Raw genomic sequence first — 21,519 nt, forward strand, 5'->3', positions numbered from 1 at the left:
ATCTAGTTCCCGTCCCGCTCGGCCAGCGCCGACAGCTCGTCGACGAACCCGTCCAGCCGGGCGCCGTATTTGGCGAGATTGGCGGACAGGGCGTTGAAGAAAATCACGGCCGGCACGGCCGCCAGAAGGCCCAGCGCGGTCGCGAACAGGGCTTCGGCGATACCGGGCGCAACCACGGCAAGATTGGTGTCCTGCGAGGCGGCAATCGAGCGGAAGGCGTTCATGATGCCCCAGACCGTACCGAACAGGCCGATGAAGGGCGCCGCCGAGGCGATCGTCGCCAGAATGCCCAGCCCGCCCTCGGTATTCGTCATCTGCCGGCCGGCTTCGGCACCGGCTGCCTTCGAGACACGGCCGCCGGCATTGTCGCCATTCCATTCACGCAGCCCCGCCGCGAAAACGCGCGAGAAGGGTTCCTTGGGGTTCTTTGCAAACTGGTCGGTCAGCGCGTCGAGCGAACGGCCGGCCCAGAATTCGCGCTCGAAATGGCGCGCCTTGGCGTGCAGACCGCGCAAATGAAAGGCCTTGTCGATGGCGATGGCCCAGGACCAGACGGACATGAAGGCAAGAATGCCCATCACGCTTTTCACCACCCAGTCGGCGCGCATGAAGAGCGCATAGAAGCTGAACCCTTCGACGGCCTGCGCAACCTCGACGACACTCGATTCCATGAACCTACCCTCTGGATCGGCCGCTCCGTTCCGACGCGGCCAGACTAAACCGGTATGACACCATGCATATTGAGTGCCTGACGGCTACCCGGTCCTGCGGTCCGGCCCGCTATGCACAGCGAATAAGGCGAATTTCGGGAGGGATAGCACATCCGCACGGCGATCAGGACTCGTCGTTGTGAGCCACCGTGTGCGAGGCGACCGGCTGGATCGCGTCCCAGTGTTCCACGATCATCCCGTCTGCCAGACGGAACATATCGCAGGCTCTGAAATTCTGGCCCGCATCGTCGAAACACGAAAAGACCGCGACGAAATCCCCTTCCGCGATCAGATCGTCGATCCCGTGATAGCGCACACCGTCGCGCGGTCCGCGCCGGGCAATGAGCTGATCCAGCCTTTCGCGCTCGCCGCTCGGCCCGGTTCGCAGAAGATCGAAGGCGACGCGATCGATAAAGGGTTCGAGCGTTGCCCGGTCCGCACCGGCCATCACGGCGTCGATAAACCCGCGCACCTGGGTCCGGCTGGTCTCGGTATTCTCGGGCGGCCCGTTCGGAATGGCATAGGCTGCCATCGACGAAACAATCCGCTCCTCACAGACCGGACTTACGGAAATCTGCCGGCGCACCGACATCAGACCGCTGTCATCGGTCCGGATCAGGCTCATCGTCAGCCAGGCCTCGGCACCGCCTTCCGGCTCATGAACGGCTTTCACGAAAGTATCCGGCCCGTCCTGCAGAACGCGGGTGACGGAAAAGCCGAAATTGGGCGGGCGACCAGACATGTCTGCCTGTTTGTCCTGTCCTTCGTCCAACCGAGGCTCCCTTTTGCCCAAGGGTAACCACCGATGTTGCTTTGCGGCAAGCCCCTGCGGAAACGAAGGAATTCAAACCGCCGGCCAGTCCGCGTCTGCCGGGAGGACAAATGACGCCCAACGCTCCGCCATCGACCGCGGCGGCCGCTTGGCCCGGCCTGTCCCGTCAATGCAGACCGCCTGCACCTGCGCACCGGCGATCGTTTCCTGACCGCGGCGGATCCTCTGGTCGATCATCAGGCGCGCGCCCTTCTGCGGCCGATAAAGCGTCTCCACGACAAGAACGTCATCCACCCGTGCCGCCTTTTCGAATTCGACATTCATCCGCCGGACCGCGAAGGCGAGCGGCTCGTCTGCAGCGGCCAGTTCGGAGTGGTGAATACCGATGGCGCGCAGGCTTTCCGTACGCCCGCGCTCGAAGAAGTGCAGATACCGTGCATGGTAGACGATGCCGGAGAAATCCGTGTCCTCGTAATACACGCGCACCGGCAGCCGGTGAATGCGGTCCGGCCCGAAACTGCCGGAGGCGGGCATCAAGTCTGTCATCGTTAATCCATTTTCAGCGTCCTGCCGCCAGAATGCGCAACGGGACGAGACAGGGATAGTCGGCAAGGGGGCCGGATGTCATGAGAAAGCTGTGGGAACTGGCATGGCCGCCGGTCCGCGACGGTGACATCCTGCGCGCGGCGCGCGAGCGGATGCTCAACATCATGGCGATCACGGTCGCTGTCCTTGGCGGCATTGCCGGCGCCCTCAATCTGTCGGCCAACATCCATACCTATCCGGTCCAGGCAATCGCCGGCCTCGTCATCCCCCTGAGCGCTATAAGCATTCCGGTGATCGCGCGCGATCCCCGGCTGGTCAAGCCGGCCGGAATTGCCCTCTGCATTGTCCTTTATGGTCTTGTTGCAGGCATGATCGGCACGATCGGCGGCATGTATCATCCGGCAGCCATCTATTTTGTGGGGCTGCCTGTTCCCGCGGCATTCCTGATCGGACATCGCGCCGGCCTGATCACGGCCGGCCTGTGCTGTCTGACCATGCTCGGCTTCTACTTTTTCGGAGGCGCGATCGAGAATCCGTTCCTCGGTCTCATTTCGGCCTATCAGGTCGGATGGATCACGATTGTCCTGTTCATCCTGACACTTGGCGTCGGCATCGCTGCGTCCGTCTTCCAGCACGAGCTGGAAGGCGCCGGACGCGCGCTCGACCGGGCGCGTCAGAGCGCCAACGCTGCCAATCGCGCCAAGTCGGATTTCCTGGCCGGCATGAGCCACGAAATCCGCACGCCCATGAATGCGGTGCTCGGCATGGCGCAAGCACTGGAACAGGCCGACATCCCCGAAGCACACAAGCGTCAGGCCGAAACCCTGGCGCGGTCCGGCCGGCTGTTGCTGCGCCTGGTCAATGATGTGCTGGATCTGTCGAAGATCGAAGCCGGCAAGCTGGAGATCGAGGCCACCCGTTTCAATCTCGCCGATGTCGCGGGAACCGTGGAAGCGCTCTACGGCCCGGCGGCCCGGGAAAAGGGGGTCGGTTTCTCCATCGCGCTGAGCGAGGGGGCCCAGGAGGACCTGATCGGAGACCCGGTGCGGATCAGCCAGATCCTGAACAATCTGGTATCCAACGCCATCAAGTTCACCGCCGAGGGCGAAGTTCGCGTCGAAATCGACTGCGAGCGCGCTCCCGGCTCGCCGGACCGGGACATCCGGATCACCGTGCGCGACACCGGGATCGGCATCGCCGCGCCGGAGGTTGAACGCCTCTTCCAGCCCTTCACCCAGGCCGAGCCGGGAACGGCGCGTACTTTCGGCGGCACGGGGCTTGGACTGGCGATCTGCCGGCGTCTGTGCGAACTGATGAGCGGCGAGATCGAGGTCGACAGCACACCGGGCGCCGGCTCGACCTTCAGTGTCCGGCTGCGTGTGGATCCGGCCGACACGGCGGCGCCCGTGCTGGATTGCGGCTGCCCGTCAGTCCTGTGCGACACCGCCCTGCGCGGCCGGCGCCTGCGCGTACTTGCAGCGGACGACAATCTGACCAACCGCATGGTGCTGAAAGCCCTGCTGGCCGATGTTACCGAGACTCTCGTGATGGTGGAGGACGGCCAGCAGGCCCTCGACGCACTCGCAAACGGCGATTTCGATCTGGTCCTGATGGACTCCCAGATGCCCGTTCTCGACGGGATCACCGCAACCCGGCAGCTGCGCGAACGGGAAGCGGCTGCAGGACGCACACCGGTACCGGTCTATGCCGTGACGGCCAATGTGATGCAGGCCCATGTCAATGAGTATGTATCCGCAGGAATGACCGGCGTGATCGCAAAGCCGATTTCGCGGGAAGCCCTGCTGGAAGTCCTCGGCCAGCATACACATAACGCCGTCTCACCGGCTGAGTTAAGACACAGCGCCTGACGGGACTGCGGTCTACTTGCCGAACAGGCCGGTCTGACCCGTGTTGCCGCTCTGCGGCGGCGCCAGCCCCAGATGTTCCCATGCACGCGCGGCCGCCAGACGCCCGCGTGGCGTGCGCTGGATAAAGCCCTGCTGGATGAGGAAGGGCTCGACCACGTCTTCCAGCGCATCGCGCGCTTCGGCGAGTGCTGCGGCGAGCGTTTCGACCCCGACGGGTCCCCCGCCAAAGCTCTCGGTCAGTGCCTTGAGATAGCGGCGGTCCAGACTGTCCAGCCCCAGCGCATCGACTTCCAGGCGTTTCAGTGCCCGGTCGGCGACCGGCGCCGATATCTCGGTTGCCCCCTCGGCCTCCGCGAAGTCCCGAACCCGGCGTAGCAGACGGCCGGCCACGCGCGGCGTGCCGCGGGCCCGGCGCGCGATCTCGCGAGCCCCGTCCGGCGTCGCGTCGATACCGAACTTGCTGGCTGCACGGGAAACGATGAAACCGAGTTCGGCCTCGTCGTAGAATTCCAGCCGCACGGGCACACCGAACCGGTCACGCAGCGGCGTCGCCAGCAGGCCGGCCCGCGTGGTCGCGCCGACCAGCGTGAAGGGCGGCAGTTCGATCCGGACCGTGCGGGCTGAAGGCCCCTCGCCGATCACGAGATCAAGACAGAAGTCCTCCATGGCGGGGTAGAGGATTTCCTCGACCGCGGGGGCAAGCCGGTGAATCTCGTCGATGAAGAGAACGTCGCGCGGTTCCAGATTGGTCAGGATGGCGGCGAGATCGCCGGCCTTGGCAATGACCGGCCCCGAGGTCGCCCGGAAGCCAACCCCCATCTCCCGCGCCACGATCTGGGCCAACGTCGTCTTGCCAAGACCGGGCGGGCCGGACAGCAGGACATGGTCCAGCGCCTCCTCGCGGCGGCGGGCCGCTTCGACGAAGACCTTGAGATTGGCGATCGCCGCCTTCTGGCCGACGAAGTCGGAGAAGCTGAGCGGGCGCAGCGCGCGGTCCCGTCCATCGCCGGTCTGCGGGCTCTGGTCGACAAGGCGGTCTGCGCCGGAGGTTTCTGGGGCGTCAGTCATGATCGCCCGGGTTTATCGTGATCCGCTCTCCGGGGTCCACGAGGACATGCCCCTCGCCGAATTTGGCGATGGCCTGCTCCCGATCAATCACCGCCGGTACATGCAGTGCGATGTGCCGCGCCTCGGCCCAACGCTCCTGAAGCACGGTCCGGCCGGCCTCGGAGTCCGCAAACCAGAAGTTATGCAGGACCACATCGATACCGACATCGTCCCAGACCGAAAAATCAGCATACCGCGGGTCAGCGTCGCCGAGATGCAGGATCGTGGTTCCGCCAAAGGTGACCGCGTAACTGAGATTTTCGTCCGTGTGATTGTGAAAGAGCGGTCGCGCCTCGATGGAGAATCCGCACTCTGCGTCATCGCCGCACAAGCGCGCCAGACTATCGGCGGCTTCGCCGGGAGCGGGTTCAGCGATCCAGTCCGCATCGGCGCTCGACGCCCGGAGTTCGGCACGGACCTGATCGGGTCCCAGTACGGGTATCGGCGCAGGCCCCCGCAACAGCGCGCCGACTTCGTCTGCATTGAAATGATCGGCATGCCGGTGCGTAACCAGCAAGGCATCCACGCCCTCGAACGCACCCGTTCCGTTGAGAATGGCATCCCGGTCCTGCGCCGATGGTTCGCGGAACACGCCCCGTTCGACGTCGGCGAACAGCGCATCGATCAGCACCTTGCTTTCGCCCTGGCTGACGAGCACGCCCATGTTGGCGACTAGCCGGATCTCGACGGGATCGTCGACGCCGGTCTGTGCCAGCAGGACGCCCGCAAGCATGGTTGAGAGGGCTGCGGAATGCATCACGGCGCCAGCTCCTTCAGCGAGAGGCGAATGACGTCATTCAGCGATGCCTCCTCACCCTTGTCCCGCAGAACGGTGGCGACAGCCTGACGGGCGAGGCTCTCATGATAGCCCAGATTGGTCAGGGCCGAGACCGCGTCCTCGCGCGAGGCGCCATTGACGGGCTTCACCGGCTTGTCCGGCGCGGCCCCGCCTGCTGCCCCCGTTTCCGGTGCGTGCGGCGCCAGTCCGATCGAGAAGCTGCGCCCCTGCGGCGGCGCCTTGTCCTTCAGCTCGGTCGCAATACGCGTCGCCAGTTTCGGCCCGACACCCTTTGCGCGGGCAAAGGTCGACTTGTCGCCCAGCGCCGCGGCATTGGCGATCTCGGAGACCGGAACCGTGTCGAGGATCGCAAAGGCCGCCTTGGCCCCGACGCCCTGGATATTCTGCAGGTGAACGAACCAGGCCCGCTCGATATCCTCAAGGAAGCCGAACAGACGGAAGGCGTCTTCGCGGACATGGGTTTCAATGTGCAGCGTGACTTGCTGGCCCGGCTCGAGCCGGGAGAGCGTGCGCGAGGCGCAGCCCACCAGATAGCCCACGCCGTTGACGTCGATCACCGCTTCGTCGGCGCCGACGGCCTCGACGATACCCTTGAGCATGCCGATCATGCTGCGCTCCCGATGCTGGCGGCCTTGCGATGATGGGCGTGACAGATGGCGACCGCCAGCGCGTCGGCCGCATCGGCCTTTGCTTTCGTGCCCGGCAGGAGCACACCGACCATCGCCGCCACCTGATCCTTGCCGGCCCCGCCGGTTCCCACGACGCTCTTCTTCACGAGCCGCGCCGCATACTCGCTGACCGGTAGCCCCGCGCGAGCCGGTGCGAGCAGTGCCGCAGCCCGGGCATGACCCAGCTTCAGCGCCGACGCCGCGTTTGCCGCCATGAAGGCTTCCTCGATCGCCGATTCATCCGGCCGGTACTCGGCGACAAGATCTGTCACGGCCTGGAAAATGTGATCGAGCCGCACCGAGAGCGCCGCCTCGGTCGGCGGTGTCACGACACCGTGCGCGACCGCGCTCAGCCGCGTGCCGTCCGCACGGATGATGCCCCATCCCATCCGGCGCAATCCGGGATCGATACCGAGAATAGTGACCGCTGCTGACATTCCGCCCCCTGTTCGCACCAGACTTAGCACCATCCGGCAAACCGGAACAAGCCGTGAACGCAAGCCGCACGATCTGCAAATGAGACGCACAAATGATCGCGAGTGAAAATTAATAGCAATTATTTTGCGATGCGTTCTCATTAAAGCTGATAAATTCCTGATTTATATAGAAAAATAATTGGCGCATTTCGTTTGACCAGATCAACGTGGCGGAGGAAGATTGAGTGATCGCATTGCGCACGCAGGACAGTCTGTGTGGCGATTGCGATAATGATGAGCAGACGGGACGAACACCCGGCCTTTGTTTGGCAGGACTTCGGTTTCGTCGACACATCAGCTCCGCGCAGGCGGACAGAGGGACAGGGCGGCCCCTGGGGAGGGACCGCAAAAGGCAGGGGAGCCGACATGGCCAAAAAAGGAAAGCTGAGCCGCCGTTCATTCCTGGCGCGCGTCGCCGGTGCTGCAGCAATGACAGGCGCCGCCTCGATCGTGACGGGTGGCGCACAGGCCCAGAACTATACCGGCCGTACGGACAGCGACACCGGCAGCTATGCCGACCGTGCCGGCTATGGCCGCACCGGCCTGACCGACAGCGATACCGGACCGAATGCAGACCGCGCGGGCTATGGCCGCGGCGGCTCGCGCACATCGGGCATCACCGACAGCGACACAGGCACCTACGCCGACCCGGCCGGCAATGGTCGCGGCTCGTCCGGCAACAGCTGGACCGATGCCGACAGCGGATCCTGCGCCGACCCGGGCGGACGCGGGCGCGGTCCGGTGCGTAACGGCACGACCGACAGCGACACCGGTTCTTGCGCCGACTCCGTGGGACGCGGCCGTCCCGGTTACTGATCGGAGGACCTGAACCATGGCCAAGCGCGGTAAACTCAGCCGGCGCTCCTTTCTGACCCGTGTTGCGGGCGCGGCGGTTTCCGTCGGCGCTGTCGGTACGATCACGGGCTGCGCAACGACCGGCTATACCGACAGCGACCCCTATGACCCCGTTGGTGGCGGCCGCGGCCACCGCGGCGGCGGCATCACCGACAGCGATACCGGCCGATACGCTGACCCCGCAGGTCAGGGACGCGGCGGGGGCATCACCGACCGCGATACCGGGCGCTATGCGGATCCGGTCGGACGAGGGCGCGGCGGCGGCGTGACCGATAGCGATACCGGCAATTATGCCGATCCGCCGGGTGCCGGACGTGGCAGTACCGGCGTGACCGACAGTGACACCGGCAGTTATGCCGACCCGGTCGGCCGGGGCCGTGGCGGCTATGGCTCGGGAATCACGGACAGCGATTCGGGACGGTATGCCGATCCGCCGGGCAATGGCCGTGGCGGCTACAATTCCGGCTGCACCGACAGCGACACCGGCAACTATGCCGACCCTGTCGGCAATGGCCGGTATTGCTGACCCCCGACGCTCCACAAGACACCCGCGCCCTTGATCGCACCAGACAGCGAGCCCTTCCCCATGTCCCGACCTGCCTGGCTGGACGACCCGATCGCCAGCCTCATTGCTCCGTTCGACGCCGAAACCTTTTTTCGTGAGTATCATGAGCGCAAGGCGCTGATCGTCCATCGCGATGAACCGGCGCGCTATGAAGGTCTGCTGTCCATCGAGCGTATCGACGCGATGATTGCCTCACGCGACCTTCGTGCCGGATCGCTGGACATGGCGCGTTCCGAACCGCCCGTGCAGCCGGAGGACTTCACGTTCGAGACCGGCTATATCGACCCGGGCGGTGTGGCCGACCAGTATCGCCGCGGCGCGACGATCATTCTGCCGCAACTCCACATGAGCGATCCGGTGCTCGGCGAGTTCTGCCGGGCGATGGAGGCGTTGCTCTCCTGCCATGTGCAGACCAATATCTATCTCACGCCACCGCACAATCAGGGCTTCCGCACGCATTACGACGACCATGACGTCTTCGTGCTGCAGGTCTCCGGCGAGAAGTACTGGCGCCTCTACGACACGCCCGTCGAGAATCCCTATCGCGGCGAAAGCTTCCGCCCGGACGATCACAAGGTCGGAGAACCGGTGGAGGAATTTGTCCTGAAGGCCGGTGAATGCGCCTATGTCCCGCGCGGTCTGATGCACGACGCCTCGACCCATGGCGACGAGCCCTCCCTGCACATTACACTCGGACTGATCGTAAAGACCTGGGCCGATCTGATGCTGGAAGCGGTGTCCGAAGTGGCGCTGCGTCACCCCGCTTTTCGCCGCTCCCTTCCCGTCGGCTATGCCCGCCCGGACTTCGATCGCGCCGAAGCCCAGGCCCATTTCGCCAGCCTGGCTGAAACCCTGGCCAGCGAGGCCAGGCTGGACGAGGCGATGGACCTGTTTGCCGACAGCTTCATCCGCTCGCGCATGCCCGATGTCCGCGGCACGATTTCCGGCTTCGCCGCGCCGTCCGAACCGGGACGCAACTTCCGCCTTCGCCCCTTCGTACCCTGGCGCCTGGCTGGCGACGGCGATGATGTCGTGATCGTGACGGCGGGCGGAGAGGTGCGCTTCCCGGCGGCGGCCGAGCCGGGCCTGCACACCCTGCTGGATGGCGGAACGATTTCGCTGGAGACATTTTCCGGCCTGGATCCGGATGCCGCGCGCGACGCGCTGGGCAAGCTGCACGCCTTCGGCCTGATCGTCCCGGACGCTGTCTGACACCTCTGGTCATAATTCAGTACCGGAGTTCGCCTTGCAGGGGATACAGCTCTAACTCTACATGCGCCCCCTGCGCACGGACCGCGACTGTCGGGACGTGCGATTCCTGTGACGAACCGGCGAGCGCATGCGTCTGAGACTGACCCTCATCCTGATCGGCTGCCTGGCCGCGTTTACCCTGTTATGGTCGATGTGGCCCTCGCCCATCAGCCCGACCTACTGGGACGAACCGCTTGCGCCGGAAATGACCGGCGCCCTGGAACCCGATGGCGCGCTGGCTGATGCCGTCGCCATTGACGTCGGCCTGCCGGGAAGCGGTGAAGGCATCGCCATATCCGATACCGGCGCGATCTATTTCGGCACCGCCGACGGCCGCGTCATGCGGCTTTCCGCTCACGAGGGCGTTGGCGAACCGGTCATCGAGGAAGTTGCGCAGGTCTGCGAGACACTGATCCTTGGCCTCGACTGGATTGCTCCGAACGTGCTGGGCGTGGCCGCGGTCTCCGGTCTACACGCGCTGGACATCGACAGCCGCCACTCCACGCTCGTCAGCTCCGGGGCGCCTGCGCACCCGTTCGGCTATGTGAACGATCTCGCTGCCGCACCGGACGGCCGGATCTTCTTTACCGACTCTTCCACCCGGTGGGGCCATGGCACCAATCGGGACGGCTATCTCCACGACATGCTGGAAAACCGTCCCAGCGGCGCGCTTTATGTCTGGGATCCGGCCACGCACCAGACCCGGCTGGTCCGCAGCCGGCTGCACTATCCCAACGGGATCGAACTGGCCGCCGACGGCCGTTCGGTCCTCGTGGCCGAGACATTCCGCTACCGCATCGTGCGGATCTGGATCGACGGGCCGGAGACGGGCAGCAAGGACATCTTCGCCGACAATCTGCCCGGCCTGCCGGACGGGCTGGCGACAGACAGCGAGGGCCGGCTGCTCGTCACCATGCCGTCACCGCGCGTACCGATGCTCGGCTTCCTGCATCGCCATCCGCGCATCACGCAATTGCTGATGAAAGTACCGGAATGGCTGCGTCCCGGCGCGACACCCGCACGCGCCTTCATTCTCGCGCTCGACCCGGAAACCGGAGAGGCGCTGGACAGCTGGCACGATCCCGATGGACGCCTGGGCTACCTGTCCAACACAGTCGAGGCGCCGGACGGAGACTTCTGGATCGGCACGACAGATCGTGGCCACCTCGTCCGGTTCTCCCCGGACCGGCCGGACACCGCCGGCGATACCGGCACTCCGGTATCGCTCGACGACTGACCGTCTCTTAGCCGCGGAAGCAGCTAGCCGCGCACAAGCCCGCGTGCAGCCGCCGCAATCGCCTCGGCGGTGATACCGAAGTGCTCGTACAGCGTCTCGGCCGGCGCACTGGCACCGAAACCGTTCATGCCGACAAACGCCCCGCCGCGGCCGATCACGGCATCCCAGCCATAGCGCAGCGCAGCTTCTGCCGCGACACAGGGAACGCCCTGCGGCAGGACCTCGTCCTGATAGCCGGCATCCTGGGCCAGGAAACGCTCGACACAGGGCGCGGACACCACACGTGCGGCGATACCCTCGCCGGCGAGCGTTCCAGCAGCCTCGACGGCCAGCGACACTTCCGATCCTGTCGCAATCAGCAGCACGTCAGGCGCGCCATCGGTGTCGACCAGCGTGTAGGCGCCGCGCGCCGACAGGTTCTCGGCACCATCGTCAGAACGCAGATGCGGCAGTTTCTGGCGCGACAGGGCAAGTACGGTCGGACCGTCGAGACGCATCAGCGCGGCTTCCCAGGCTTCAGCGGTCTCCAGCGCGTCGCAGGGGCGGAAAACCTCGACATTGGGGATCGCGCGCAGAGCGGCCAGCGTTTCCACCGGCTGGTGGGTGGGCCCGTCCTCGCCCAGACCGATCGAGTCGTGCGTCATCACATAGATGACCGGCTGCTGCATCAGCGCCGACATGCGGATCGACGGACGGCAATAATCGGAGAACACCAGGAAGGTCGCCACATGCGGACGGAAGCCGCCATGCAGCGACATGCCGTTGGCGCAGGCCGCCATGCCGTGTTCGCGCACGCCGAAATGGATGTACTGGCCGGCATAATCGCCCGCTTTCACCACGCCAACATCCGGCGTCTTGGTGAGGTTGGATCCGGTCAAGTCGGCGGAGCCGCCGACAAGACCGGGCCAGGTATCGATGATCGCGCCGAGGGCCTGACCGGACGAGGCGCGCGTCGCCAGGGACGGCTTCTCCGCGGCCATCTTGCGGCGCCATGTGGCCAAAGCGGCCAGCTCCGCTTCGCCCGGCTCGCCGGACAGCTGCGCAACGAAGGCATCGGCCTGGTCATGGTCGGCCAAGCGGTCACGCCAGGCGGCGTGGGCTTCCGGGGAGCCGGCGGCGCGCCAGGCCTCCAGAATGTCAGACGGCACTTCGAAGGCCGGGTGATCCCAGCCCAGAGCCTTGCGCGCGCCCGCGATCTCGTCCGGTCCCAGCGGCGAGCCGTGGCTGCCGGCGGTACCGGCCTTCGTCGGCGCGCCATAGCCGATCGTCGTGCGGCAGGCGATCAGCACCGGCTTGTCGCTCGTCTTTGCCGCCTCGAGCGCCGCGTCGATCGCCTCCATGTCGTGTCCGTCGATGCGCGACACGGCCCAGTTGGCTGCTTCGAAGCGCTTGAGAACATCGGTCGACTCGGAAAGCTGCGTCGGGCCGTCGATCGAGATCTCGTTATCGTCCCACAGGACGCAAAGACGGTTCAGCCCGAGATGGCCGGCCAGCGAAATCGCCTCGTGGCTGATGCCTTCCTGCAGATCGCCATCCGATGCGATGACCCAGGTGCGGTGATCGACGAGATCGTCACCATAGCGGGCATTCATCATGCGCTCGGCCAGCGCCATGCCGACAGACATGGAGATACCCTGCCCCAGCGGCCCGGTCGTCGCCTCGACGCCCGGCGTGTGGCCGTATTCCGGGTGGCCGGCGGTCAGCGAGTCGAGCTGACGGAACTGCTTGATCTGATCCATCGTCATGTCCTCGAACCCGGTCAGGTGGAGGAGCGAATAGATCAGCATCGAGCCGTGACCCGCGGACAGCACGAAACGGTCGCGATCGGCCCAGGCCGGTGCCGCCGGATCGAACTTCATGTGGCGCGACCAGAGAACGGTCGCCACGTCAGCCATGCCCATCGGCATGCCGGGGTGGCCCGAATTGGCCGCCTGGACGGCATCCATGGACAGGGCACGGATGGCGTTCGCCATCGCCGTGAGCGAGGTTCCGTTCGGTGCTTTCATGCGGCGATCTCCACTGGTCGGCCGGTCGGACACCGGCGCGAGACCGCCGGCACTAGTCCTGTATCAGACCCGTACGGGCAAGAAGGGCACGAGTCGAGGCGTCATACTCGGATATCTCGCCGTCCAAAATCCCCTTGGTCAGAACTTTTCCCAGCTCGACGCCCCATTGATCAAAGGGATTGATCTCGTACATCACGCTTTCGACGAAAACCTTGTGCTCGTGCAAGGCGATAAGCGCGCCGAGCGTGCGGGCGGACAGATCGTCGAGCAAAAGCGTGTTCGACGGACGCCCGCCCGGCATGGACTTGTGCGCCGCCAGCAGGGGCTCGGCCTCAGGGTCGACCTGCCGTCCATCCAGCAATGCAGCCCCCTGGGCCGCCATATTGGCCGCCAGCGCCCGCTCGCGCGGATCGGAACTGGCGAAATGCCGGGCGATGCCGATGAAGTCGACCGGCACGACATCCCTGCCCTGATGCAGCCACTGGAAGAAGGAGTGCTGGATCTCGGTGCCGTTGCCGCCCCAGACAAGCGCCCCGCCGGGTGTCGGTCCCGGGCGATTATCCAGCGTCACCGACTTGCCGAGCGATTCCATTTCCAGCTGCTGGAAATAATCGGCCAGCTTGCCCAGGCGCGCCGAATAGGCGGCGACACAGCGGCTGGGATAACCCAGCGCCACCCGGTTCCAGACATCGATCAGCCCTTTGAGGACCGGAATATTCTCTTCCAGCGGCGCGACGGCAAAATGCGCGTCCATATCGCGGGCGCCGGCCCGGAAATCCTCGAACAGGTCCGGACCCAGCCCGATCTCGAGCGCCAGTCCGACGGCGCTCCATACCGAATAGCGCCCGCCCACCCAGTCCGGGAAATCGAACACATGCTCCGGTGCGATACCGAACGCCCGTGCCTTGTCCGGGGCCGCGGACGCGGCAACGAAATGGGCCCCGGCGCGTTCGGGTCCGACATGCCCTTCCAGCCAGTCGCGCGCGGCCTCGGCCGACATCAGCGTTTCCTGGGTCGAGAATGACTTCGATGCGACGACAAACAGGATGGCTTCCGGCTCGACACCCGACACAGCCTGTTTCAGGTCGCTCGGATCGAGCGAGGCCACAAAGCGCAGCTCAGGCCCGTCACCGGCCAGGTCCGACAGGGCGTCCGCCACTAGCCGCGGGCCGAGATCCGATCCGCCGATACCGATATTGACGACGCGGGCAATCGGCTCGCCCGAAGGCGCGTAGTCTCCGGACCGGACAGTCTCCGCAAAGGCGCGCGTCTGCGCCTGGGTGCGATCGACGAGCTCCGCTTCCGGGGTGCCGGATATCCTGGCCCCATGCCGATATGCCATGTGCAGGGCGGGGCGACCCTCGGTCGGGTTCACCACACCGCCCGACAGGAGCTTGTCGCGCTTCGCTTCAAGCCCGGCTTCGCGGGCCGCCTTCAAAAGTGCGCTGAGCGCCGCCTCGTCCAGCCTCTGCTTTGACGCGTCGAACTCGATGCCCGCGGCGCTCGCGAGCAGGCGGCTTGACCGCGCCTCGCCGCTATCCGCCAGCGTGCGGAGCGAGACTTTGCCGAGGCGTTCGGCATGGGCGGCAAGGTCGGACGTCAAATCCATGAATATCCCGTCTTTCGATCAGGTCGAGACCGTAGAGTTAGCGTTCCCATGTGACAATATGAACAGCGCTCAGAGATGGCGTTCGACTTCCGCCAGAGCACCCACGAGGTGATAGAGTGTCGAGGCGGGCATGCCCGATGCCAGATCCTCGCCGTCTGCGCCCCGCTTGTCGATCCAGCCGCCAGAGACCACACCTTCCAGATGCCAGCGAACCAGTGCGCCGCAGGCCTGGTCGAGCTCGCTGCGGCTGCCCGCGACCGCGGCCGCGCGCACCCATTCGGTCTGCATCCAGGTGCGCGACCGGGCGTCGACAATATCGCCTTGCGCGGTCATGCCGGCCATCAGCAGGCCGGTCTGCGCACTGCGCCCCCGCTGCATGGCGCGCCGGTAGAGCACCGGCCCGGCTGGGTCCGCCGCGTGGCCCAGAAGGCGGCCATGCTCGGCGAGCAGCCAGGTCCATTCACACCAGTGCCCCGGCTCGACATGGGCGCCCCGTTCGCCATGCGGCTGCCAGTCCGGTTCGAAGAACTCCCGCAACAGCCCGGTCTCCGCCACAAAGAAGTGCCGGTCGAAAAGCCCCTTGATCGCATCGATCCGCGGCACCAGAGCGGTCTCGCCTGTCAGCTCATAAAGCGACAGCAGGGCCTCGAAGAGATGCATGTGCGGGTTTTGCCGGCGGGGCAGAAGTGGCGCCCCGATCGCCTCGCGGTAGCCGCCGTGATCGGCCGGCATGTGCGTGTCGAGAAAGACCAGCGTCTCGTGTGCCATGTCGAGGAAGCGCCCGGCACCGGTTGCTTTCCAGACCCAGGCCGCTGCCAGGATGATGAAGGCATGATCGTAGAAATCGCGCCGGCTGTCGGCGACCCGGCCATCATCGTGAACCAGATGCACCCAGCCCGGCTGGCCGTCGGGCGAGCGGGCAATCCGTGCGAGCCGGTCCAGGCCGGCTTCGGCCAGGTCGGTGCGATCCAGCCAGCCCTCGCAGGCTGCTCGCGCAAAGACATAGGCCTGACGTGCCTGGGCCCGCACACGCCGGATATCGCCGGTTATGCCGGCCCCGTCCAGGTCGAGCGTTTCGAAGAAGCCGCCATTATGCCGGTCCCAGCCCCGCTCTGCCCAGAATGGCAGAGCCTGGCTGCGGCCCCAGTCGGCAAAACGGCGTGCATGCTCCATGGATGTCCCCGGCAAACTGCCCCCAAAGGAGGTCCTATCAGCCCAGGGCGGCCATGTCCTCGTCGGAAACGTCGAAATTGGCGTAGACGTTCTGGACGTCGTCGCAGTCTTCCAGCGCTTCCATCATCTTCATCAGTGTCGCCACCTTGTCGCCGGTCACTTCGATGAGGTTCTGCGGCTTCCAGATCAGCTTGGCCGAGGAGGGATCTTCGAACGTGCCGGACAGGGCTGTCACGACATCCATCAGGTCCTCGCGGGCGGTGTAGATGATGTGTTCGCCTTCCTCGTCCTCGTCACCGGCTTCCGAAGTGACGTCCTCGGCGCCCGCCTCGATGGCGGCTTCCATCATGGTGTCTTCGTCCGCCTTGGAGAGCGGATAGCGGATCTCGCCGACATTATCGAACATGAAGGCGACGGAACCGGTCTCGCCCATATTCCCGCCATTCTTGGCGAAGGCCGTGCGCACCTCGGCAGCCGCCCGGTTGCGGTTGTCGGTCGACACTTCCACGATCACGCCGATCCCGGCCGGACCGAAGCCTTCATAGCGGATGTCTTCATAGGCTTCGCTGTCGCCGCCGGAGGCCTTGTCGATTGCACGCTGGATATTGTCCTTGGGCATCGACTGGCCCTTGGCGTTGGCCACCGCCAGGCGCAGACGGGGATTGGCGTCAGGGTCCGGGCCGCCCATTTTCGCAGCGATCGAGATTTCCTTCGACAGACGCGAGAACAGCTTGGAGCGCAGCTTGTCCTGGCGTCCCTTGCGGTGCTGGATATTGGCCCATTTGGAGTGTCCGGCCATGGTGACAATCCCTCTTCCTGCGGATTTGAGGGACACTGCATACTCAGATTGAGCGGCGATGGCCACTGCTCACGACACAAGAAGTACGCGCCCGGCCCCAGCCGAATTGCCCGTCAGAGCAGGTCTGCCCGTCCCTCGGCCTGCAGCGCTTCGACGATCGACTTGACCGACTGGCTGGCCTCCCGGCGCGTCACCAGGACAGCATCGGCGGTTTCCACCACGACAAGGTCGTCGACACCGACCACGCCGACCTTGCGGCCTGTCGACAGAACATAGCTGCCGCGCGTGTCGACCAGATCGACATCGCCACGCGTCACATTCCCCGCCTCGTCGCGCTCGGCAATGTCCCACAGCGCGCCCCAGGCGCCGACATCCGACCAGCCGATATCGGCCGGCACGACCGCGGCATTCTCCGTGCGCTCCATGACGGCATAGTCGAAGGAAATGGACGGGCAGGCCGAAAACGCGGCAGCGTCGAGCCGCAGTGTCGACGAGTCCCCGGCGGCGGCCTCGACAGCGGCCCGGCTGGCCGTCAGAACATCCGGGCAATGCTGCGACATCTCGGCGGCAAGATGGCCGGCCCCGAACAGGAATATGCCGGCGTTCCAGTAGTAGCCCCCATCGGCGAGGAAGCCCTTGGCACGCTCCAGATCAGGTTTTTCCGTGAAGGCCCTGACGCGGTAGCCGCCGTCCAGTGCCTCACCCCGGCGGATATAGCCATAGCCGGTTTCCGGGCGCTCGGGCTGGATACCGAAGGTGATGATGTGGCCGTTCTCGGCAAGTCCGGCCCCGGTTGCGACTGCCGCCCTGAAGCCGGCCGCGTCGCGAATATGATGATCGGCCGGAAGCAACAGGATCAGCGCGTCGTCGCCATACTCGCGTCGAACCAGCTCGGCCGCCACGGCTGCGACCGGCGCCGTATTCCGCCCTGCAGGCTCCACCACGAGGCGAACGGCGCCGGCATCCATCGCCTCGAGCTGAGACCGGGCCAGGTCGCACTGACGCTCATTGAGCACGACGATCGGCGGTTCGAAATGATAGTGCTCGTCCGCGCCGCTGACACGGCGAACAGTTTCCTGCAGCATCGTCTGACCGGAAACCAGCGCGTGGAGCTGTTTGGGGTGCGCGGTGCGCGAGAGCGGCCAGAGCCGCGTTCCGGAGCCGCCGGACATGATCACTGGTACGATACGGGTCACGCGCTCCCCCGGAGTTTCCTGCAGGCGCATCATCCCGCGCGACCGCTTCAGATCAAGGTCTTATCTCAGGAAACCAGCGGAGCTGGCCGCAGGCTCACAGATAATAACGCTCCTTGCGGAACCCGGTTTCTGCCGCCGGCGGGAAGTCGTGAACCGACAGATAGGCGAGGAAGCGGCCGAGCAGGTCAGCATTGTCCGTCTGAACGACACGGATATGAGCCCCGTCGTCCTCAAGCCGGGTCGTGAAGACACAGGCCTCCTCGTCGCCCGACGCGGTTTCCTTGTCGCACAGCCGGAGGAAGTCCGTCATGTGCCGGTCGAACACATAGGCGTCCTGTGCGCGTTCGAAGCGGATCGTCTGCTTGAACATGAATTCCCCTGCACTCACTGACCTGACTGGCATCACACGCAAGAATCATTCCCCCACCAGCGAACGCATGCCGGCCCAAAGCGATCCACCTGGAGCGCAGCCCGCTCCAACTGAGCGGAGCGCGCCTGGCCGGCACCGGACACTTTCGCAGGCAAGCCGCGAAAATCCGGTCTTGTCACGCTAGCGAAGGCGGTGAGACGATCAAGCGAGGCGAGCGGCTGGAAATGGAAGAAACCGCCACGACGCATCATTTTTGTCACATCAGTCGGGAATATATTCCGAAAGCTGGCCACCAATCCGCACAGGTTCGCACCGCACAGCCAGGCCGGTCGCATCGTCCGTTTCTACGAAAACGCCGCACAGCGTCGCCTCTCCGGTCGCCGGCTCGAAGCGGCCGGAGCGCATACGGGTGGTGAAACGGCGCAGGGGCTCTTCCTTGTCCATGCCAATGACACTGTCATAGTCGCCGCACATGCCGGCATCGGTCTGGTAGGCTGTGCCGCCCGGCAGGATACGCGTGTCCGAAGTCGGCACATGCGTATGGGTACCGACCACGAGACTGGCACGGCCGTCGCAGAACACGCCCATCGCCATCTTCTCACTGGTCGCCTCGCCGTGGAAGTCCAGCAGCACCGCGTCCGCAACCACGCCCAACGGCGCCGCCGCCAGCTCCCGTTCAACAGCCGCGAACGGATCGTCCAGCGTTTCCATGAAGAGATTGCCCATGGCGTTGATCACCAGGATGCGGCGCCCGTCGGACAAGTCGTAGAGATTGGCGCCAGCACCCGGCGTCGATCCCACCGGATAATTGGCCGGTCGCAGGAGACGGGGCTCCCGCTCGATATAGCTCAGCGCCTCGCGCTGGTCCCAGGCGTGATTGCCCAGCGTTATGACATCGGCACCCAGATCAAACAGCTGATTGCAGATCCGCTCGGTAATCCCGAAACCTGCCGCCGCGTTCTCGGCATTGATGACCACGAAATCGAGCGCCAGGCGTTCCCGGAGGTCCGGCAAGTGGTCCTCGACAGCGCGACGACCGGTCTTTCCGACAATATCTCCAAAGAAGGCGAGGCGCATATTCCATCCTTTTTCGTGCTCGATTGCGCGCTTGTGCCGCCAGCCGAAGGCGACATTGCAACCGTTCTTGTTCTGGTTCATTAGGAGGGCAAAGAAAAGAGTGGGTAACAATCCTTGAGCGTTCATCAGCCCGTCCCGCAGATTTCAGCGCCCCATGTCGGTGCAACGCCGGACGATGCCGACCTGCCGGAAGTCGCCGTCATTGTCCCTGTCTACAAGGGCGCTGCGATGCTGGGAGAACTCGTTCGCCGCTTGCGCGAAACGCTGCGCGGGATCGATGCCCGCTACCAGATCGTGCTGGTGGATGACCGCAGCCCGGACGAAAGCTGGACCGGTATTCTCGCGGAGAGCGCTGCTGATCCCGGCGTGCTGGGGGTAAGACTGAGCCGTAATTTCGGCCAGCACGCCGCGATCTCCGCAGGCATGGCACACGCCCGGGCGCGCTGGTATGTGGTGATGGACTGTGACCTGCAGGACCCGCCCGAGGCGATTGCGGATTTGTACCGTCATGCGATCGAGACCGATGCCGACGTTGTGATCGCCGAGCGCGAGACATCCGGATTGGGCGCCGGGCGCAATCTGGGCTCCACCCTGTTCAACACCGCATTGCGCTGGTCGTCCGGTCTCGAAGTTTCAAGCAAGTTCGGAAACTTCAGAATATTCTCCGACAAGGTTGCCGCGGCTTTCCGGGCCTATCCTGAGCAGCTGCGCCTCTTTCCCGCGATCATGACGCAGCTTGGTTTCGAAACGCGCCGCCTGCGCCTGCCACGCAATGAGCGAGCCGAGGGCAAATCGTCCTACAACCTGTTCAAGCTTGCCAAGCTCGGTCTGGAAACCATCATCGCCTATTCCGAAAAGCCGCTCTGGCTGATGACCGGGGTCGGTGTTGCGGTGTGTATCGCCAGCGTGCTCTTCGGCCTGACCATTACGGTCAACGCGCTGGTCAACGGTATATCCGTCCCCGGTTACGCCTCCCTGGCGAGCCTGATATCCTTCCTGGGTGGCCTGCAGGTCTTCCTGATCAGCCTGGTCGGCCTCTATGTCGGACGGGCACTGGCGGAGGCGAAACGGCGGCCGGTCTTCATCGTCGACAGGCTTGCAACGGCGGGCACTCCCGGCACCCCCCAACGTCCGAAGGACACGCCATGAGCGAGACGCGCTACCCCTCACGTATCGACGGCACGATCGAGGCTGATGAAGTCATTATCGGCGAGGGCGCAATCGTCGAGGAAGGCGCGATAATCCGGGGCAAATCGGGGCCGGCAAAGCGTGTCGTTATCGGTGACTTTGCCTATGTGGGGGCCGGCGCCAAGATCCTGTGCCCCGAATTCGTCATCGGCGACTATACCAAGCTGCACGAGCGCGCCTTCTGCCACGGCGTTCACCCCCTGCGTATCGGCCGGAATTGCTGGTTTGGCGGCAATGTGATCCTGGACACGATGGGCGGGCTGGATATTGACGACAATGTCGGGATCGGCGCGGGCAGCCAGATCTGGACCCATGCGCAATTCGGCGATGTCGTGGAGGGATCGCGCTTCTACTCCCACAAATACATGCACATCGGAAAAGACGCCTGGCTGGTGGGACATTGTCTGGTCTCTCCCGTTCGCATCGAACCGAAGAGCATGGCGATGCTGGGCTCGGTCGTTACCGGCGACATGCTGGAGAACCGGATTTATGGCGGCGCACCGGCCAAGGACCTTTCGGACAAGATCGGCTTCCAGTTTCTGGACCGCACGGTCGACGAGAAAATCGCCAAGCTGCAGGAGTTCATCGACGCGTTCGAAGCCGAGAACCCGCAATTTGCCGGACAGCTTGTCGCCGTCGACAGCCTCCCGGAGGCCCCCGACCCGCAGACATCCTATTTCAACCTGTCGGACCGGACCTATACCCGCCGCCGTTCCGCGGCAGAGACCGCTTTCCTCAGGAAGAATGTCCCGCTGATCAAGTTTGTGCCCCACGACGCGCCGGAGTTCTACCGTCCGTCTGCCCCGGCAGCCTGACATGTTTCCGGATCGGGTTTCATTGCCCCGGCCCGCCACCCATCCGGCGCTGTTCCGGCTGTTGCGCTATCTGGTGGTAGGTGGCGGAACCAATCTGCTGCTTTATCTGGCTTATCTCGGCATCACCTTTCTCGGCGTGTCGCCGGAAGTTGCGACAACCGGAGCCTTTGCGGCCGGCATGGCGATCACCTACCTGCTCAACCGGGGCTGGACATTCCGCAGCACCCACGCCTGGCAACGCACAGCTCCTCGCTATGTCGCTGCCTATCTGATGGGATACGTCGTGCAGATCAGTGCGCTGGCGGGGCTCTACCGACTGCTCGACATACCGCACCCGCTCGCCCAGCTTGTCGCGATGGGCCTGGCGGCTGTGACGATTTTTTTGTCACTGCAGTTCTGGGTCTTTGCAGAGCAAACGCCGCAAGACTGACG

The 21,519-nt window shown here is 64.9% G+C and carries 23 protein-coding genes; 9 read left to right on the plus strand and 14 right to left on the minus strand.

From position 1 onward, the window contains the following. Positions 1 to 2: 2 nt before the first annotated feature. From tolQ to ybgC, 3 genes are all read right to left on the minus strand, one after another. Positions 3 to 671, minus strand: a complete 669-nt coding sequence (gene tolQ, locus ABJO18_RS17165) for a protein TolQ (protein WP_348509373.1) — start codon at positions 669 to 671, stop codon at positions 3 to 5. 163 nt (positions 672 to 834) lie between these two features. Then, complete coding sequence (locus ABJO18_RS17170) at positions 835 to 1,452, minus strand: nuclear transport factor 2 family protein (RefSeq protein ID WP_348509374.1); 618 nt, start codon at positions 1,450 to 1,452, stop codon at positions 835 to 837. Between the two features lie 102 nt (positions 1,453 to 1,554). Continuing rightward, the gene (gene ybgC, locus ABJO18_RS17175) at positions 1,555 to 2,028 is read right to left on the minus strand and encodes a tol-pal system-associated acyl-CoA thioesterase (RefSeq protein ID WP_348509375.1); all 474 of its coding nucleotides are present in this window, start codon (positions 2,026 to 2,028) and stop codon (positions 1,555 to 1,557) included. 80 nt (positions 2,029 to 2,108) lie between these two features. On the opposite strand from ybgC, the gene ABJO18_RS17180 reads away from it, so the two are divergent. After that, entirely contained in the window at positions 2,109 to 3,896 is a 1,788-nt protein-coding gene (locus ABJO18_RS17180) for an ATP-binding protein (protein WP_348509376.1), read from the plus strand. 12 nt (positions 3,897 to 3,908) lie between these two features. Here the strand turns inward: ABJO18_RS17180 and ruvB are convergent, their stop codons facing one another. The 4 genes from ruvB to ruvC are packed head-to-tail and all read right to left on the minus strand — an operon-like array spanning position 3,909 to position 6,907. Next, positions 3,909 to 4,964: a Holliday junction branch migration DNA helicase RuvB gene (gene ruvB / locus ABJO18_RS17185; protein ID WP_348516027.1), complete on the minus strand. Its 1,056-nt coding sequence runs from the start codon at positions 4,962 to 4,964 to the stop codon at positions 3,909 to 3,911. Further along, a complete protein-coding gene (locus tag ABJO18_RS17190) occupies positions 4,957 to 5,760 on the minus strand; it encodes an MBL fold metallo-hydrolase (RefSeq protein WP_348506418.1) in 804 nt (267 codons plus the stop codon). Before ABJO18_RS17190 ends, ruvB begins: the two co-directional genes overlap by 8 nt. Further along, entirely contained in the window at positions 5,760 to 6,410 is a 651-nt protein-coding gene (gene ruvA, locus ABJO18_RS17195) for a Holliday junction branch migration protein RuvA (RefSeq protein WP_348506414.1), read from the minus strand. The genes ABJO18_RS17190 and ruvA overlap by 1 nt, the downstream gene beginning before the upstream one ends. After that, positions 6,407 to 6,907: a crossover junction endodeoxyribonuclease RuvC gene (gene ruvC / locus ABJO18_RS17200; protein ID WP_271186307.1), complete on the minus strand. Its 501-nt coding sequence runs from the start codon at positions 6,905 to 6,907 to the stop codon at positions 6,407 to 6,409. Before ruvC ends, ruvA begins: the two co-directional genes overlap by 4 nt. A 405-nt stretch (positions 6,908 to 7,312) precedes the next feature. Between ruvC and ABJO18_RS17205 the strand changes: the two genes are divergently transcribed. From ABJO18_RS17205 to ABJO18_RS17220, 4 genes are all read left to right on the plus strand, one after another. Next, a complete protein-coding gene (locus ABJO18_RS17205; RefSeq protein ID WP_348506412.1) occupies positions 7,313 to 7,762 on the plus strand; it encodes a hypothetical protein in 450 nt (149 codons plus the stop codon). Positions 7,763 to 7,778: 16 nt separating this feature from the next. Then, entirely contained in the window at positions 7,779 to 8,327 is a 549-nt protein-coding gene (locus tag ABJO18_RS17210; protein WP_348506410.1) for a hypothetical protein, read from the plus strand. A 60-nt stretch (positions 8,328 to 8,387) separates the two neighbouring features. Further along, a complete protein-coding gene (locus tag ABJO18_RS17215; RefSeq protein ID WP_348506408.1) occupies positions 8,388 to 9,578 on the plus strand; it encodes a cupin domain-containing protein in 1,191 nt (396 codons plus the stop codon). A 127-nt stretch (positions 9,579 to 9,705) separates the two neighbouring features. After that, positions 9,706 to 10,854 (plus strand): SMP-30/gluconolactonase/LRE family protein, encoded by a 1,149-nt coding sequence (locus ABJO18_RS17220; protein WP_348506406.1) that lies wholly within the window; start codon positions 9,706 to 9,708, stop codon positions 10,852 to 10,854. Positions 10,855 to 10,877: 23 nt separating this feature from the next. Here ABJO18_RS17220 and tkt read toward each other — a convergent pair whose 3' ends face one another. The 7 genes from tkt to ABJO18_RS17255 form a co-directional block, all read right to left on the minus strand. Continuing rightward, complete coding sequence (gene tkt, locus ABJO18_RS17225) at positions 10,878 to 12,860, minus strand: transketolase (RefSeq protein WP_348516028.1); 1,983 nt, start codon at positions 12,858 to 12,860, stop codon at positions 10,878 to 10,880. A 52-nt stretch (positions 12,861 to 12,912) separates the two neighbouring features. Continuing rightward, positions 12,913 to 14,469, minus strand: coding sequence for a glucose-6-phosphate isomerase (gene pgi / locus ABJO18_RS17230; RefSeq protein WP_348508218.1), 1,557 nt, complete (start codon positions 14,467 to 14,469; stop codon positions 12,913 to 12,915). 69 nt (positions 14,470 to 14,538) lie between these two features. Continuing rightward, the gene (locus ABJO18_RS17235) at positions 14,539 to 15,642 is read right to left on the minus strand and encodes an AGE family epimerase/isomerase (protein ID WP_348516029.1); all 1,104 of its coding nucleotides are present in this window, start codon (positions 15,640 to 15,642) and stop codon (positions 14,539 to 14,541) included. 37 nt (positions 15,643 to 15,679) lie between these two features. Next, the gene (locus tag ABJO18_RS17240; protein WP_348509205.1) at positions 15,680 to 16,441 is read right to left on the minus strand and encodes a YebC/PmpR family DNA-binding transcriptional regulator; all 762 of its coding nucleotides are present in this window, start codon (positions 16,439 to 16,441) and stop codon (positions 15,680 to 15,682) included. A 113-nt stretch (positions 16,442 to 16,554) separates the two neighbouring features. Further along, positions 16,555 to 17,637, minus strand: coding sequence for a mannose-1-phosphate guanylyltransferase/mannose-6-phosphate isomerase (locus ABJO18_RS17245; RefSeq protein WP_348509206.1), 1,083 nt, complete (start codon positions 17,635 to 17,637; stop codon positions 16,555 to 16,557). Between the two features lie 94 nt (positions 17,638 to 17,731). Continuing rightward, complete coding sequence (locus ABJO18_RS17250) at positions 17,732 to 18,007, minus strand: hypothetical protein (RefSeq protein WP_348509207.1); 276 nt, start codon at positions 18,005 to 18,007, stop codon at positions 17,732 to 17,734. A 261-nt stretch (positions 18,008 to 18,268) separates the two neighbouring features. Next, positions 18,269 to 19,084: a TIGR00282 family metallophosphoesterase gene (locus ABJO18_RS17255; protein WP_348509208.1), complete on the minus strand. Its 816-nt coding sequence runs from the start codon at positions 19,082 to 19,084 to the stop codon at positions 18,269 to 18,271. On the opposite strand from ABJO18_RS17255, the gene ABJO18_RS17260 reads away from it, so the two are divergent. The 4 genes from ABJO18_RS17260 to ABJO18_RS17275 are packed head-to-tail and all read left to right on the plus strand — an operon-like array spanning position 19,022 to position 21,517. Further along, the gene (locus ABJO18_RS17260) at positions 19,022 to 19,168 is read left to right on the plus strand and encodes a hypothetical protein (RefSeq protein WP_348509218.1); all 147 of its coding nucleotides are present in this window, start codon (positions 19,022 to 19,024) and stop codon (positions 19,166 to 19,168) included. The two genes, ABJO18_RS17255 and ABJO18_RS17260, sit on opposite strands and share 63 nt — an antisense overlap. A gap of 30 nt (positions 19,169 to 19,198) precedes the next feature. Further along, positions 19,199 to 20,233 (plus strand): glycosyltransferase family 2 protein, encoded by a 1,035-nt coding sequence (locus ABJO18_RS17265; RefSeq protein WP_348509209.1) that lies wholly within the window; start codon positions 19,199 to 19,201, stop codon positions 20,231 to 20,233. Beyond that, on the plus strand, positions 20,230 to 21,087 hold the full coding sequence (locus ABJO18_RS17270; protein ID WP_348509210.1) for a hypothetical protein: 858 nt from the start codon (positions 20,230 to 20,232) through the stop codon (positions 21,085 to 21,087). Before ABJO18_RS17265 ends, ABJO18_RS17270 begins: the two co-directional genes overlap by 4 nt. Position 21,088: 1 nt before the next feature. After that, positions 21,089 to 21,517 carry a GtrA family protein gene (locus ABJO18_RS17275; RefSeq protein ID WP_348509211.1) on the plus strand — a complete coding sequence of 143 codons (429 nt, stop codon included), beginning with the start codon at positions 21,089 to 21,091 and terminating at the stop codon, positions 21,515 to 21,517. Positions 21,518 to 21,519: the final 2 nt, after the last annotated feature.

The organism is Maricaulis sp., from assembly GCF_039978735.1.
GTDB lineage: Bacteria > Pseudomonadota > Alphaproteobacteria > Caulobacterales > Maricaulaceae > Maricaulis.